This is a genomic window from Pseudoalteromonas sp., from assembly GCF_036960685.1.
GTDB lineage: Bacteria > Pseudomonadota > Gammaproteobacteria > Enterobacterales > Alteromonadaceae > Pseudoalteromonas.
Window position 1 is genome coordinate 25,666 of sequence record NZ_JBALXK010000014.1, and the last position, 16,755, is coordinate 42,420.

At 41.6% G+C, this 16,755-nt stretch carries 12 protein-coding genes; 9 read left to right on the forward strand and 3 right to left on the reverse strand.

Annotated elements, in window-relative coordinates; genetic code table 11:
• Positions 1-5: 5 nt before the first annotated feature.
• Complete coding sequence (pabB, locus tag V7783_RS12810; protein ID WP_335679045.1) at positions 6-1,352, reverse strand: aminodeoxychorismate synthase component I; 1,347 nt, start codon at positions 1,350-1,352, stop codon at positions 6-8.
• Positions 1,353-1,527: 175 nt separating this feature from the next.
• Here pabB and V7783_RS12815 point away from each other — a divergent pair, with 175 nt between their 5' ends.
• From V7783_RS12815 to V7783_RS12845, 7 genes are all read left to right on the forward strand, one after another.
• The gene (locus V7783_RS12815; protein ID WP_335679046.1) at positions 1,528-3,054 is read left to right on the forward strand and encodes a fumarate hydratase; all 1,527 of its coding nucleotides are present in this window, start codon (positions 1,528-1,530) and stop codon (positions 3,052-3,054) included.
• Between the two features lie 402 nt (positions 3,055-3,456).
• Positions 3,457-4,497, forward strand: a complete 1,041-nt coding sequence (locus V7783_RS12820; protein ID WP_335679047.1) for a Leu/Phe/Val dehydrogenase — start codon at positions 3,457-3,459, stop codon at positions 4,495-4,497.
• 249 nt (positions 4,498-4,746) lie between these two features.
• Positions 4,747-5,382, forward strand: coding sequence for a CatA-like O-acetyltransferase (locus V7783_RS12825; RefSeq protein WP_335679048.1), 636 nt, complete (start codon positions 4,747-4,749; stop codon positions 5,380-5,382).
• A gap of 185 nt (positions 5,383-5,567) precedes the next feature.
• Entirely contained in the window at positions 5,568-8,480 is a 2,913-nt protein-coding gene (locus tag V7783_RS12830; RefSeq protein WP_335679049.1) for a two-component regulator propeller domain-containing protein, read from the forward strand.
• A 208-nt stretch (positions 8,481-8,688) separates the two neighbouring features.
• On the forward strand, positions 8,689-9,909 hold the full coding sequence (locus V7783_RS12835; RefSeq protein WP_335679050.1) for a M23 family metallopeptidase: 1,221 nt from the start codon (positions 8,689-8,691) through the stop codon (positions 9,907-9,909).
• 197 nt (positions 9,910-10,106) lie between these two features.
• Positions 10,107-10,931, forward strand: a complete 825-nt coding sequence (locus V7783_RS12840) for a M90 family metallopeptidase (RefSeq protein ID WP_335679051.1) — start codon at positions 10,107-10,109, stop codon at positions 10,929-10,931.
• Positions 10,932-11,061: 130 nt separating this feature from the next.
• Positions 11,062-14,244 carry an amidohydrolase family protein gene (locus tag V7783_RS12845; RefSeq protein ID WP_335679052.1) on the forward strand — a complete coding sequence of 1,061 codons (3,183 nt, stop codon included), beginning with the start codon at positions 11,062-11,064 and terminating at the stop codon, positions 14,242-14,244.
• Between the two features lie 49 nt (positions 14,245-14,293).
• On the opposite strand, the gene V7783_RS12850 is transcribed toward V7783_RS12845, so the two are convergent.
• Positions 14,294-14,875: a TetR/AcrR family transcriptional regulator gene (locus V7783_RS12850; protein ID WP_335679053.1), complete on the reverse strand. Its 582-nt coding sequence runs from the start codon at positions 14,873-14,875 to the stop codon at positions 14,294-14,296.
• 94 nt (positions 14,876-14,969) lie between these two features.
• On the opposite strand from V7783_RS12850, the gene V7783_RS12855 reads away from it, so the two are divergent.
• The gene (locus tag V7783_RS12855; RefSeq protein WP_335679054.1) at positions 14,970-15,446 is read left to right on the forward strand and encodes an HPP family protein; all 477 of its coding nucleotides are present in this window, start codon (positions 14,970-14,972) and stop codon (positions 15,444-15,446) included.
• A gap of 29 nt (positions 15,447-15,475) precedes the next feature.
• Here the strand turns inward: V7783_RS12855 and V7783_RS12860 are convergent, their stop codons facing one another.
• Positions 15,476-15,844, reverse strand: a complete 369-nt coding sequence (locus tag V7783_RS12860) for a hypothetical protein (RefSeq protein WP_335679055.1) — start codon at positions 15,842-15,844, stop codon at positions 15,476-15,478.
• Positions 15,845-15,994: 150 nt separating this feature from the next.
• On the opposite strand from V7783_RS12860, the gene V7783_RS12865 reads away from it, so the two are divergent.
• Entirely contained in the window at positions 15,995-16,747 is a 753-nt protein-coding gene (locus V7783_RS12865; RefSeq protein WP_335679056.1) for a Nif3-like dinuclear metal center hexameric protein, read from the forward strand.
• Positions 16,748-16,755: the final 8 nt, after the last annotated feature.

Sequence of the window (16,755 nt, forward strand, 5' to 3'; positions counted from 1 at the left end):
ATGGGTTACTTCAATAAAGGCAAAATTTTATTTACTTTATCGTAAGTTTCTTGGTATTCCAAATCCACTTGAGAGTCTGCCACAATCCCGCCGCCAGCCCAACAATAAATATGTTGATTATGACAGACTAAGGTGCGAATGGTAATGCTGGTATCCATGTTGCCGCATGCACTTAAGTAACCAATTGAGCCACAGTAAATACTGCGGCGATGCGGTTCTAATTCTTCAATAATTTCCATCGCGCGTATTTTTGGTGCGCCAGTAATAGAGCCTCCGGGGAAAGCAGCTTTGAGCTGATCAACTGCGGTTTTATCATCGGCTAACTGTGCTGTCACGGTGCTAACTAAATGATGCACGGCTGGAAAGCTCTCAATTGCAAACAACGAAGGTACGTGTACGCTGCCTGGCTTGGCAACTTTACCTAAATCGTTACGCAGTAAATCTACAATCATCACATTCTCGGCGCGATCTTTTGCTGAATTTTGTAAGCGAGTGGCTTGTGCGGCATCTTCTTGCGCGTCTTTACAGCGCGGCAAGGTGCCTTTAATAGGCTTAGTTTCAATGTGGCCTTGCTTGATGGCGATAAACCGCTCTGGTGAAATTGACACAATAGCGCCATCGGGGTGATTTATAAAACTAGAGAATGGCGCTTTGTTGGCTTCTCTAAGCGTACAATACGCTTGCCACGGCGAGCCTTGATATTGCGCCGAAAAGCGCTGTGCTAAGTTTATTTGGTAGCAATCACCACTTTTTAGGTAGGCTTGGATTCTGGCAAATTTATCGCTGTATTGAGCAAGACTCATATTGGAGGACCAGTCACGGGTTATTTCAAACTCAGGATAAACAGGCACTTGCGTTGCTATCGGATCAAGATACAGGGCCTGCCTATCAATATTTGGCTGCGCGATATAAAACCAATGGCCGCGTTGTTTGTCGTAAATTAATGCGTCAGGATATAAGCCAATTGCCATTTGTGGCATGGCAATATCATCAATAGCTTGTTTTGGTAAGTGCTCAATTATGCGACCTAAATCGTAACCAAAATAACCCAGCCAACCACCACTAAACGGCAAGTCGTGCTGTGCTTTACTGTTATCAAGCTTGGCAAGCTCGCTTTGGATGACGCTGAAGCTGTCTTGCGTTGTCAATTTGTCATTAATATAGGTGTGATTATTTTTAACCTCAAGGCGTAGGCTAGGCGCTATCGCAATAAGATCATAACGGCTATTTACATGCTCGCTATTGGCAGAGTCGAGCAGTATTGCATAAGGTAAATCAGCAAAATAGGCGAAAACCTCTACGCAGTTGAGCGAAATGTCTAATTGAACGCAGGTTTTATGTTGTTTTATCATCTATTTTTTTACCCTGAAAAACTGGCTCGAAACGGGCAGGGAGGGTATCATAAGTTAAAATTTTTTGGCAGCGTTTAGTGAATAACAAAGGCTGCCTCTGGCTTTGCAAACCACCGTCACCGGTTTGATTTATGTTACGTGTATAAAATACGTAAAGGTAACTTAAGGAACCCCTATGAGTACAATTCGTCAGCAAGACTTTATTGATAGCATTGAAGATGCTCTACAATATATTTCGTTTTATCACCCACTTGATTTTGTCCAAGCACTCGAAAAAGCCTATAACAAAGAGCAAAGTAAAGCGGCGAAAGATGCTATTGCGCAAATTTTAATTAACTCGCGTATGTCGGCTGAAGGCAAACGTCCACTCTGCCAAGACACCGGCATTATTACCTGCTTTGTAAAAGTAGGTATGGATGTGAAATGGGATAAAACAGATTTAACCGTACAACAAATGGTTGATGAAGGAACGCGTCGTGCTTATTTGAACCCAGATAACCCTTTACGTGCATCGATTGTTGCCGATCCTGCTGGCACCCGTAAAAACACCAAAGACAACACGCCATCAGTAGTCCACATTGATTTAGTGGCAGGCGGCGAAGTAGAAGTAATGGTGGCAGCTAAAGGCGGCGGCTCTGAAAATAAAACCAAGATGGTGATGCTCAATCCGTCTGATGACGTAGCAGCATGGGTTGAAAAAACTTTACCGACGATGGGCGCTGGTTGGTGTCCACCGGGCATGTTGGGAATAGGGATTGGTGGTACAGCTGAAAAAGCAGCGGTGCTTGCAAAAGAATCATTAATGGATCCTGTTGATATCCATGAGCTTATGGAACGTGGCGCCGAAACTACGGAAGAAAAATTACGTTTAGATATTTTTGAACGTGCAAACAAACTGGGCATTGGTGCACAAGGCCTCGGTGGTTTAACTACGGTCGTTGATGTGAAAATCAAAACCGCACCAACACACGCCGCATCAAAACCTGTGGTAATGATCCCTAATTGTGCAGCGACTCGTCATGTTCACTTTACCCTTGATGGTTCTGGCCCTGCGAACTTAAAAGCGCCAAAACTTGAAGATTGGCCAGAAGTAACGTTTGAGGTAGGTGAAGGCACACGTCGTGTTGATTTAAATACGTTAACCAAAGAAGATACCCGTGAATGGAAAATGGGCGAGACAGTATTATTGTCAGGCACTATTTTAACTGGCCGTGATGCGGCGCATAAACGTTTACAAGATATGATCAACTCAGGCGAAGGTTTACCAGAGGGCGTTGATTTTGATAATAAATTTATCTACTACGTTGGCCCAGTTGACGCGGTACGTGATGAAGCGGTAGGCCCAGCAGGCCCTACAACGGCTACCCGTATGGATAAATTTACCGACATGATGTTAGAGAAAACAGGCATCATTGGTATGATTGGTAAAGCAGAGCGTGGTCCAGCAACTGTAGAATCTATCAAAAATAATAAGTCAGTGTATTTGATGGCAGTGGGTGGTGCAGCATACTTAGTATCTAAAGCTATCAAAAAAGCCCGCGTTGTGGCGTTTGAAGACTTAGGTATGGAAGCTATTTACGAGTTTGAAGTAGAAGATATGCCAGTTACCGTTGCAGTTGATAGCGAAGGCGCCAATGCGCATACGCAAGGCCCTGCGATTTGGAAAGCTAAAATTGAAGAGCTAGACGGTAAGTTAAAATAATCCGTCGCTGATTCTGTGCGGTATTTAGCAAATGTTAAATACCGCTGGTCAGATCTGACCAGTTTCAATAATTTCCGCAAACCTCGCATAACTCACTCTATTTAAACATATATTATCGTTATTCTGGTTGTAATATTTACTTTACACTAAACTTGCCTTTTACGTTCACGTAAAGCTACTGTGGCAATTTTTCAATTAATCTGCATTTATATTCTTCGCATTGCTACTTTTATGAATTAAACATGCATCTTATTTGCTTTATTTCATTTGTTTATGATGTTTAGCTATTTTGATTAGTTTTATCATCTCATATAGTGGTAAGGCGCAATTTGAAGTGATAAAGTCTCGGCAATTTCAGCGTGCATACCCTCTCACGGGTTACAAATTTCGGAGTAAGATAAAGTGGCTGTGTTTAATCAAGTTGACTTTGATAACCACGAACAAGTGGTTTTTTGTGCAGATAAAGAATCAGGCCTTCGAGCAATTATTGCCGTTCATAATACTAACCTAGGCCCTGCTGTAGGTGGTTGCAGAATGTGGGATTATGCCAGTGACGACGACGCGGTAGTAGATGCGCTGCGTTTATCAAAAGGTATGACCTATAAAAATGCCGTAGCACGTCTGCCATTTGGCGGTGGTAAGTCAGTGATTATCGGGAATGCGAAAGAGATTAAATCTGAGCAGTTATTTCGTGCCTTTGGTCGTCAATTAGAACGTTTAAATGGCAGCTATTATTCAGCCGAAGACGTTAATATCACCTGTGATGATGTTGCCATTATGAATAAAGAAACCAACTACGTATTAGGCCTTGAAGGTAAAAGTGGTAATCCATCACCTTTTACTGCCTATGGTACTTTTTTAGGTATTAAAGCGGCATTACAGCATCAACGTGGCCATCAGGACCTAACCGGTATTAAAGTCGCCGTGCAAGGTTTAGGTGCCGTTGCTTATGGTTTATGTAAACATTTACATGAAGCTGGTGCGACTTTATTTGTTACTGATATCAACCAAGTTGCCATTGACCGAATAGTAAATGACTTTGCAGCAACTGCAGTGAGCATAGATGAAATCTACGACCTTGATGTAGACGTTTACGCGCCATGTGCGTTGGGCGCAACCGTTAATGATGTAACGATCCCTCGTATTAAAGCGACGATTATTGCTGGATGTGCAAACAACCAATTAGCAGAGTCGCGTCACGGTGAAATTATTCGTGAAAAAGGTATTTTGTATGCGCCGGATTATGTGATAAACGCCGGTGGTATTATTAATGTTTATTATGAAACTGCGCCAGAGGGCTACTCTGTTGCTGCGTCAAATAAACATGTTGAAGGGATTTACGATACTTTAACTGAAATTTTTGCCCGCAGTGAAAAAGAGCAAAAATCAACTCATTTAATTGCTGATGAACTAGCTCAAGAGATCATCAAAAACGGTTTGTAATAGCTAATACCAATCGTGTTAAGTTATTAGCCATTTATAGCGACAGATAAATAGAGTGATAACAAGGCATAAATTTCGACACGTAGTTGTTCTACTTTAGAAATTTATAACGCAGTTAGCGCTTTATTTAGCACGCTAGAATGGTTAAATATTTAAGCCGATTGGTATATAGGCGTGTAATTACACGCCTTTACTTTATGTAATAAATCCCTCACGATACGCTTATCCTAAGCTGTTTAGTTTGCAATAATGACTCCAATTGATTTAACTTCTTGGCCTCGCCAACAACATTTCTCGTTGTTTAAAGAGTTTACCCAACCTTATTTTAATGTTTGTGTGCAGCTAGATATGGCAGCACTTTATCAGTACTGTAAAACACAACAATGTTCATTTTTTCATGCGTATATTTATGCGACGCTTCAGGCGAGTAATAGTTATCAGCCAATGTTGTTACGTATCATTGATAACATGCCTTGGCAATTAGCCGCCCAACGAGCCAGTGTGGTTGAGCTTGCGGATGATGATACTTTTCGCTTTAGTTATTTATTACCAAAGCCGAGTTTTGCTGATTTTCAAGTGCATGCGAGTGCTGTGAGCCTAGCCGCAAAACAACAACCGTTATTTTCTGAAGCGTTTACATGCACCGAAGGGCAGGCCGATTTGCTGCATATTTCAGTATTACCGTGGCTAGACTTTATGAGTTTTTCGCATGCTTTTAGCCAAACCGATAATTATGGTATTCCAAAATTAGTGTTTGGTAAATTCAATGCCAAAACCGGTAAAATGCCGTTTTCTATAGATGTGCATCATGCCTTAATGGATGGTTTGCATGTGGCTAAGTTTATTGAGCAACTGCAACGCAGTATTGATGACTTTTGTGTTTAGAATAGTTTAGTTTAGACGTAAACAAATTGTGTTATTTAGTTAATGAAAATAAAACTAACACTATGTTAGTATAATTACCAAGCAGTGAAATGTAATGATAATTAACTACTAATAAATCATTATTAATTTAATTTGTGTTAGTGCTAAGTTGTTAGCTCGCCATAATTGCTAAGGCGTTTAGTATAATGATCCGTTTAGGTTTTTGCTTTTTCATTTTTGTGATGTTTAGCAGCTTGGCTGCTGAGCAAACTCGTTTACCTCTTAATGACTATTTTGCTGAAACATGGAATACCCGCTCGGGTTTACCCCATAATAGTATCAATAGTGTTGCGCAAACCAACGACGGCTATGTGTGGATTGCGACTTGGGAAGGACTAGCCCGTTTTAATGGTCGTGAGTTTAAGCTATTTACCCGCTCAGAAATATCCGGTTTGCCTGATTCTGGTCTACGCAGCTTAGCCCCGCAAGCTGATGGTAGTTTGTATATTTCAGGTGCGCGTGGCGGTGTTAGTCATTTAAAAGATAGACATTGGATCGCGCAAGCCGATGCCTCAGCCATGGTTAATTACATATTAAAAACGCGCTCTGGTGAAATGTGGTTGGCACTTGAAGGCGATGGTGTGACCTATCGTGAGTTTGATAATGGGCCTGAACATACTGTGTTAGTTAATCTTAGTGCGTATAGATTAGTTGAGGATAACAAGGGGGTGATTTGGGCCGCTACCAGCGATGGTTTGTATAGAGTCGAAAATAAAACGGCGCAGTTGGTCACGCCAAGTCATGGATTACCGAATAATTCTATCTATTCGCTATTATTAACTAAGCAAGGCCAACTGATTGTTGCTGGTGAAAAAGGCGCATGGCGATTAGTGGGTGATATGTTTGAAAGTATCCATCAACTTGATGGGGAGTCTATTTCTAGCTTATTACAAGATGATCATAATGACATTTGGTTTGGTACTATCAATAAAGGCCTATTTAGGCTCAGTGAAATTGGTTTAGAGCAACTTGATGCCGATGCAGGCTTGCCAGCAAATCGTATTTTATCGTTAATGCAAGACCGTGAAAAAAGTATCTGGGTCGGTACTAACGGTGGCGTATATCGCTTACGTGAAGCGCCATTTTCATCATGGACGAAAAAACGAGGTCTCAATGGTGACTATGTACGCAGCGTACTCTCTCGCGCAGATGGCAGTATGTGGGTGGGTAGCAGCTTAGGTTTAAATCGTATTAGTGATGATAAAGTTGAAGCGATTAAACCGGCATTAGATCAGGACCCATTATCTATTCTTAGCTTAACTGAAGATCAACAAGGTAATGTGTGGGTTGGTACTTATACCAGCGGTTTAATGCGTGTTATCGATAAAAAAATCTACCCAGTCATTAATCGTGATAATGGTTTGCTCAGTAATGAGATCAGAGCCCTTTTATTTGATAATGAACAACGTTTGTGGATAGGCTCCGCAGCAGGTTTAACACGTATTGATACTGATGGCTCATTAACTCAATTTACGACCGAACAAGGGCTGCCAGGTGACTTTATTATGGCGCTTTCCCTTGATAGCCATGGCAATGTTTGGGTGGGCACAGGTGTTGGTGTTGCCATGTTTAATAGCGCGCTGGGAGAATTCAAAGGGCAGGCATTTCCTCAGCAATTTAACGCAAAATATGCATTTGGTTTTTACGCTCAACAAGACTTTATGTGGATGACCACTGACAGAGGTTTAATTCGTTTTAATGTTATTACTGGCGATATTGCTATGCTCGGTCGTGAACAAGGTTTACCCGTTGATAAACTCTTTCAGCTTGTGGCACAAGGAGACTCGTTTTGGTTGTCGAGTAACCGCGGTATTATTCAAGTTAAGCAGCAACAAGTGAGTGATTTTTTAGATGACCCAATCAACACGAGAGGCCAAAAATTACAATACCAGCTCTATGATGAAGGTGACGGTATGCTTAGCGCGCAAGCCAATGGGGGTTCTAACCCAGCTGCAACACTGCATAACGACGGCAGTATTTGGTTTGCAACTTCTCAAGGAGCCAGCACTGTTATGCCCGAGCGTATAAAAAAAGCCACACAAATATCACTGCCAACAGTCATTGAAAATTTGTATGTAGATGGTAAAAATACCCCCTTATTATACGACGAAGAAGTGATACTTTTACCGCCAAGTACGTCGCGGTTATCATTTCATTATGCTGGCTTGAGTTTTATTATGCCGCAGAGGCTGAATTTTCAAACAAAATTGCTTGGTTATAATAATGAATGGGTTAATCGTCAGCGCTTAACAATTACAGAATATACTAACCTTGCTCCGGGTAAATACACTTTTATGGTAAGAGCGGGATACCCGAATAGTCAGTGGCAAGATAATTATAAAACCGTTAACTTTGTTATTCAGTCATATTTTTGGCAAAAAACAAGTTTCAAACTGGTCATGTTTTTTACGTTACTATTACTTGCATACGCCTTGTATCAATACCGTCTTTATCATTATAAGAACATTGAAAAAGAACTCACTATTCGTGTTGAGCAACAAACGAGCGATTTACAACAACAAACGGATGCATTTGCTCATCAAGCAACTCACGATCAGCTAACCGATTTACCAAATCGTCGTGCTTTTGATAGTTGGCTTGCTGATAATTTTTCGGACTTTAAACAGCGAGCTTTGCCACTAGCAATCGCGATTATGGATATTGATCATTTCAAACGTATCAATGATGGCTGGTCACATATTATTGGCGATCGGGTTATTTGTGTCGTCGCTCACCTGTTAAGCCAGTGTGGTGAGAATGACGCGAGTCTTGTCGCTCGCTGGGGAGGTGAGGAATTCACCTTATTATTCCCTAATAAAACCGCGCAACAAGCCGCGCAATTATGTGAACAGTTACGGGTGGAAATTGCAAACTACGATTTCTCAAATATTGCCAGTGGGCTAACTGTTACGGTTAGCTTTGGTATTGCGGACTCATTGACCGTTAATGATTATGATCGGTTACTAGCGCAAGCAGATCAGGCATTATATAAAGCAAAAAATAATGGTCGAAATAGGATAGAGGTAACATTTCCGGATACGGTGAGTGTTAAACCATAGAACTCTTAACCTGCTTGTTTGCTATAATTAATTGTGCATATTTTGTTGTTTTGTTTTTTCATAAAAACGCCACAGGCCATACGATATCAGGTACATAAAATTTATTAATATAAACATAAAAACATTTCATTAACATTAATTTAACCTTGGTGCTATACCTTTTGTTCCCAGTTAGGGATCTTTTAGATATTGATACAAGGAACAAAAGATGAAAAATACCATAATTAACTTCGTACTCGCAGGTGTTTTAGGCGTCTCTCCCGCGGTGTTTGGCGAAGGTCATAACCACGATAGCTTTTCGTTTACTACCCAGTCTATTGAATCACTAAAATTAAACTCTTTACTGGCAGTTGATGATACTCAGTTTGTATTTAATAATGCTTTATTGAATGAGGATTGGGATAACTTTTTTGCTCTTCATGCCCCTGCACTAGAAGATAAAAAAGAACTTATTTTGCATTGGGCAGGTTTTACCAGCATTAATCCCAAAATTATTTTAGCCTTGATTGAACAGCAAAGCAGTTTACTTTCAAACTCGGATGCTGACTTCACTAATCCGTTATCAGCTTTATCTGATAAGCAGGGCTTTGACGCACAAATAAAAGATGTGGTAACAAAATTAAGCCAGCGATTTTACGCTTACAAACAGTGGCAAGAGAGCCAAGCGACGGCAACAACAGCTAGAACTAATTCGGCTAGTGCCAATAGCAGTACTGCGGCTACCGCAGCTTTAGTTAGTGTGTTTAAAAAACGCAATAAATTGGCAGTGGATCAGCATGAAGTTAATCACGCGAATGACGATTTAAGCGGCTTTTTAGCCACTTTTGATCGTTTATTCCCCGAAAGTAGTGTGCAGCTACAACGTTCATCAAAAAATACTGCACAAAGCAGTAATCAACAATTTGTAGCTGCCAGTTTTTCTATGGATCTCCCTTGGCCGTCAGGCTACTGGTATAGCGGCGGTGCTCATTCAAATACAGGCTCTGGTTACCCATATTCATCGCTTGATTTTAATAACGGCTCAGGTAACTGGGGGAGTAATACGCCATACGTGCAAGCGGCGCATGGCGGCACAGTTACACGTTTTTCATCATGTAATATCCGCGTAACACATGCTAGTGGCTATTCAACCAACTATTATCATATGTCTAATCTACAATATAACAGTGGTGATTCTGTCCAGCCTGGAGCGTGGCTTGGTCGCTATGCTAATAGTTATAATCAAGCGTTATGTGAAGGCGGACAATCGTCTGGTCCGCATGTACATTTCACTTTGTTATATAACGGCCAGCAAGTGTCACTGCATAATCAGTATATGAGTGGTCATCGCATCGATGTAGGTAACAGTAACTATGATGATAACTGTAACCGCTTCTACTTTGAGCGTAATGGCTACCGAACTTGTGCATGGCAGCCACTGTATCGTTAATTTATGGCCTTAAAGCCTGTTATTAGAGCAGCAGGATGTATGCAGCCGTAGATCTTACATAACCAGAAATCTGGATACTAAATCAGTCTCCAGAGTTCAGGTTAAATAGGTATGCGGCTTTTTATTTGTAGTTAACTAATTGAATTTACCAGCCAACGGACATATTAATACTGCATAGCTTTTTAGTGGACACTAATATGGTAAACGGATTATTAATGCTGGCGCTGATTGCGTTTGTGGTTGTGTATTGGCGATGGCCAATAATCCAAAATCGATTGTGGCAAAGGAAATACCAAGACTTCTGTTTAAACGACCAACAAAAAGCGTTGTTACTTCGCTGCATGCCAATTTACCAAAAAATGACTGACAGCGACCGTGAAAAATTAGAGCGTCATATTGTATGGTTTTTAAATGAGAAACGTTTTATCGGCTGTGATGGCTTAAAGCTCAATGATGCGATGAAGCTAATTGTTGCGGCTGACGCATGCGTTTTAGTGCTCAATAAACCATGGCCTTTATATCAAAATGTGAAAGAAATTTTGCTTTACCCAAGTGCATATTATGCCCCGCAAACGTCCCGTGACAGCGCCGGGTTGGTGAGTTATCACAATACAGTGCGCCAAGGAGAATCATGGCCTGGCGGCACTTTAGTATTAAGTTGGCATGATGTATTAGAAGGTAATCGCTTGCCCAGTGACGGCCATAATTTAGTGTTTCATGAATTTGCGCATCAGCTTGATCAAGAAACAGGGCAAACAACCGGTACGCCGTTGTTAGCAAAGCAAACGGATTATCAACAGTGGGGGCGTGTTTTTAGCCGTGCCTATAACCAGTTAAAAACTCATGTGGCTTATAATATGCCGCATGTTATTCATAGCTATGGCGCGACTAATGAAGCCGAATTTTTTGCTGTACTTACAGAAACGTTCCTTGAAAAACCCGCGGAGCTGCGCCATTACGACCCTGAAATATACAGTTTGCTGGTCGGTTATTACCAGTTTGACCCGATAAAATGGCATTAACCGCCAAATAACTGCGCTTTATCAGATATCGCTGGTAACTTGTTGCTGATTTTGTTGCAATCGATACTAATAAATCTATTTATTAGAGTTTAGGTTGATAAACAAAACAACAAGAACAAGCGAGAATACAATGAAAACAATGCTCCATACAGCGATGGCTGTTGCTGTGTCATTGGCACTTTATGGCCAAGCTCAAGCACAAGACAGTAATGATGAAAAATGGCAAGTAGATGCCCCACAAGGGCAGTTTGCAGATGCGGCCATCAGTGTCTCACAAGGCACGTGGATGAATATTGATATCAGCCCCGATGGTAAAACCATCGTATTTGATTTACTTGGTGATATTTATACCATGCCTATGGCAGGTGGCACGGCGGTGCAGCTTACTTCTGATATTGCTTGGCAAATGCAGCCACGCTTTAGCCCTGATGGAAAGCATATTGCGTTTACCTCAGATCAAGGTGGCGGCGATAATATTTGGCTAATGGATGTAAACGGTGAAAACCAAACGCCGGTAACCGATGAAACGTTTCGTTTACTCAATAGCCCAGCATGGAGCCCTGATGGTGATTACATAGTCGCTCGTAAGCATTTTACAGCAACTCGCTCATTGGGCGCAGGTGAGGTTTGGCTTTATCACAAAGCCGGTGGTAAGGGTGTACAACTAACTAAACGCGCGGATGACCAAAAAGATTTAGGTGAGCCAATGTTCTCACCTGATGGCCGTTATGTGTACTTTTCTCATGATGCCACACCGGGGAAAACCTTCCATTATTCAAAAGACTCTATCGCTGGTATTTATAAAATCAAACGCTATGATCGCCAAACGGGTGAGATAGAGACGATTATTGATGGTGTCGGTGGCGCGATTCGACCAACGCCATCACCAGATGGCAAAAAGCTGGCGTATATTAAGCGTGATGACTTTCAAACGAGCCTCTATTTATATGATTTAACCAGCGGTAAACACACCAAACTATATGATAAGCTTGAACGTGATATGCAAGAGACTTGGGCTATCCACGGTGTGTATCCAACGATTGCCTGGACGCCGGATAATAAAGCGCTGGTATTTTGGGCCGGTGGGACTATTCACAAACTGGATGTCAGTGATGGTGATGTAGAAACAGTGCCATTTGCAGTTAAAGCGACGAAGAAAATTCAAAAAGCAGTTCGTTTTACGCAAAACATTGATAGTGATGAGTTTGATGTAAAAATGCTTCGTAATGTACAAGTGTCACCCGATGGTGAAACGGCTATTTTTGAAGCACTAGGTCATATTTATAAGCGTGATTTAGAGTCAGGTAAAGTCAAACGTTTAACTAAACAAAACGACCATTTTGAATTGTTTGCGCAGTTTTCACGCGATGGTAAAAAAATTGTTTATGTAACGTGGGACGATAATGAACAAGGCGCTGTAAGGGTTGTGTCAGCACGCAGTGGTCGCGGCGATGATATCACCACCGAGCCGGGTAAATATGTTGAGCCAACATTTAGCCCTGATGGAAAAACGGTGGTATATCGCAAAGCTTCAGGTGGCAGTATTTTAAACCCTGATTGGTCTTTGCACCCTGGTATTTATGCCGTTAGTAGCAAAGGCGGTAACGCAGAGCTTATTACGAAAAGTGGTTATCAGCCACAATTCGCAGCAGCAAATGATCATATTTATGTAATGAGTCCGTGGCCAAAGCCCACTTTGAGTGTGGTTGAGCTGGATTCTAAAAAAATCTCTAAATTGTATGAGTCTGAGCATGCCACTGAGTTTAGAGTATCGCCGGATGGCAAATATTTAGCCTTTGCAGAGCGCTTTAAAGTGTTTGTTACTCCCTTAGTGCAAAGTGGTAAAACCATTAATATTGGTCCTAAAGACAACCAGTTCCCAATTGAACAGTTATCTGTGCGCGCCGGTGAGAATATTAGCTGGAGCACTAATAGCGATAAACTGTATTGGAGCTTAGGCCCTGAGCTTTATCATGCGAGTTTAGCGGGTTTGTTTGATATAGATAAAGCCGATGATGTCGATTTCAAAGTAAAAAGCGGTGATAACATTGGTTTCACCACTAAAATGGCTGAACCTAAAGGTATGATAGCGCTAACTGGTGCGCGCATCATCACTATGCAAGGTGAGCAAGTAATTGAAAATGGTGTATTATTAACTGATGGTAAGCATATTAAAGCCGTTGGCAAAGCAGCGGATGTAAGCATTCCAAAAGATGCCAAAGTGATTGATGTTAAAGGCAAAACGATTATGCCTGGTATTGTTGATGCACATGCCCATGGCTCACAAGCCAGTGATGAAATCATTCCGGAGCAAAACTGGAAAAACTTAGCTGGTTTATCGCTGGGGGTAACCACTATTCACGATCCATCAAATGATACGACGGAAATTTTTGCAGCCAGCGAAATGCAAAAAGCGGGGAGTATTGTTGGCCCGCGTATTTTCTCAACTGGCACTATTTTGTATGGTGCCAATATGCCTGGTTATACTTCGCATATCGATTCGTTTGAGGATGCTAAATTCCATCTCGAGCGTTTAAAGAAAGTTGGCGCATTTAGTGTTAAGTCATATAACCAACCACGTCGTGAGCAACGCCAGCAAGTAATTGAAGCCGGTAGAGAGCTTGAGATGATGGTGGTGCCAGAAGGTGGCTCATTGCTGCAACATAACTTAACTATGGTGGTTGATGGCCACACTGGGATTGAGCATTCAATACCTGTGGCAAATATTTACGATGATATAAAGCAGCTTTGGTCACAAAGTGATGTGGGCTATACGCCAACCCTAGGGGTTGCCTATGGCGGTATTTGGGGTGAAAACTATTGGTACGATAAAACCGACGTGTGGAATCACCCTCGTTTAAGTAAATTCGTGCCGAAAAATCAATTGCTGCCGCGTTCAATGCGTCGTGTTAAAGCTCCCGATCATCACTATAACCACTTTAATAATGCCCGCGTTGCAAAAGAGCTACAAGATTTAGGGGTGTTAGTGAATTTAGGTGCCCATGGCCAACGTGAAGGACTTGCCGCGCATTGGGAGATCTGGATGTTTGCACAAGGCGGTATGACCCCACTTGAGGCAATTCGTGCCGCAACACTTGATCCGGCTAAATACATTGGTCTTGATCAAAACATAGGTTCGCTAGAGGTTGGTAAGCTTGCTGATTTAATGGTGATTGACGGCAATCCGCTGACCAATATCCGTGACACGGATAAGGTGGATTACACGATGATCAATGGTCGCTTGTTTGATGCCGCAACAATGAATGAAGTGGGTCAAAAACAACGCGATAAATTGTTCTTTGAAGAGCAATAGATAACTTGCTCTTTGCATAATAACTAAGCGGCTTTAATAGCCGCTTTTTTTATGCTTGCGCATCCATTAACTGAGCTAAAAACTTAGGGTTTTGTAAAAAGTGATTGGTTGTATGCGTGACTCGTGCTTGGCAGATCATACCCTCTTTTAGAGTCATTAGTAACTGTGCCAATTGAGTTGCTTTAGCTGTCTGATTTTGTAATTGCGCAGTTTGACTGAGCGTAGTAATTAGCAGATCCAACACCGCTTGTTTATGCGCTTTGCACTGTAAAGCAATTGGATGATCGGGCTGAGGGTATTCGGCCGCTGTATTAATAAAAAAACAGCCATTAAAATCGCCAAGCTCAGGCGCTTTATTATCTATCCAACTTGTGATAGCGCTAAATAATGCACTGGCAACTTGTTGCGGTGTTTTACAGTCTGCAATTTGCTTACTGAGCCATTGATTAAAGCGTTGATCTCTTAATTCCAGGCATGCGCAGACGAGCTCATCTTTACTAACAAAATGGTTATAAAGGGTTTTTTTTGCCACATTCGCAAGTTTAAGTATTTCGTTAATACCAACACTGTGAATGCCTTTTTGATAGAAGGTATTCAGCGCCGTATTAATTATATGGGTGCGTTTATCCATGTTCACTCCTAAAAATGTAAGCTTGACATAAGTAGACCGACTTGTCTATATTGACGCATGTAGACAAGTCGGTCTACTTTGTTTGGAGGTAACTATGAATTATTCGTTTTATAAAGCGCTCAGTGCTGGTGTGTGTTCTGCAATGACATTATTGGTATTGGCGTATTTAGAAAGTGTAGGGAATTATGGAATGTGGTTAATGGCCCCATTTGGTGCTACAGCGGTACTCGTGTTTGGCGTACCACATAGCCCGTTAGCAAAAGCAAAAAACGTCATAATAGGGCATTTTCTGACTGCGTTAATCGGCGTTGTTTTTGTAAACTTTGTGGGGGGGGATCCAATGAGCATTGCTGTAGCCACAGGCTTAGCTATAACAGCGATGATGCTAACTGACACTATTCATCCAGCAGCAGGTGCGAACCCTATTCTGATTATATTAAGCGGGCAAAGTTGGGATTTTCTGCTCATGCCAGTGTTGCTGGGTACCGTATTCATTGTGAGTTGCGGGTTATTATCTAACAGAGTAAATAATAAACTTGAGCAATACGTAATGCACAAAAAAACCGCTTAACAGCGGTTTTTTATTAACACTAAACTAGCTTACACAACACCGCGTGGTAGGCGACAATCATGCTCTTTTTCAGCTAGGTACACAATCCAAAACTCTTCGGCTGTGTAGCCATCTTCATTGGCTGTTGATACAGTAAATGGCGCTTTTTTAACAGCTGCTTTAGCGGGAGCTACTTTTGTTTTAGTTTTTTTAGCTGGTGCTTTAGCGGCAGGTTTGTCAGACGTTGCGCCTGATGTTAGCTGCTCAGTTAATTCAGCAATATCTGCAAGGCGCAAATTTTTGCCACCATCGATGCTATACCAACCAGGTTTAGTGGTTATTTCAGGTTTCTTACCATTGGCTGCTTTATATGCTGCTTCAAAGGCATTTAATACTTCTGTTTTGTCTAGTTTGCTCATCAGAGGCCCTATACGTTGTAAACACAGATTGAGAATATTTATTTATACCTATTTTTGACTTACTTTTCAATTTTTTGCGATTTTCCTTCCATTTTAGCCCTATAAACGCCAAAATTTGCACAGAATTTAACGCCAATCTGGAATAATAAAATGCAGCGCAGAGAATTTAACCACTTATTAAATACTATTTTAAGACCTGATTCTATTCAAGACTTTTGCCCAAACGGATTACAAGTTGAAGGACGTGAGCAGATCAAAAAAATTGTCACTGGTGTTACTGCCAGCCAAGCATTAATAGATGCGGCAATCGCTCATAACGCAGATACTATATTAGTTCATCATGGCTATTTTTGGAAAGGTGAAGCGCAACCTATTACGGGGATTAAAAAACGTCGAATAGCGGCGCTGCTTAATCACGATATAAATTTGTTTGCTTATCATTTACCGCTTGATGTTCATCCAGTGATAGGCAATAACGCGCAACTTGCCCAATTACTTGATTTAGAAATGACCGACGGCTTGGAACCTGTGGCAAATAGTGTAGCGGTGAAAGGGCGGTTGAAAACCCCACTGAGTGGCGAACAGTTCGCACAAAAGATAGCTGGCGTATTGAACCGAGAGCCACTAGTTAGTTTAGTGCGCGATGAACCAATTGAAACAATTGCTTGGTGCACTGGCGGCGGACAAGGGTATATTGATTTAGCGGCAAGCCAAGGGATAGATGCTTACTTAACAGGCGAGGCATCAGAGCAAACCATTCATAGCTCTCGTGAGCAGCATATCGACTTTTTTGCTGCAGGCCACCACGCCACCGAGCGCTATGGTATAAAAGCACTCGGTGAATTGTTAGCTGAGCAACATGGCTTTGATGTCACCTTTATTGATATTGATAACCCGGTATAAACCTAATT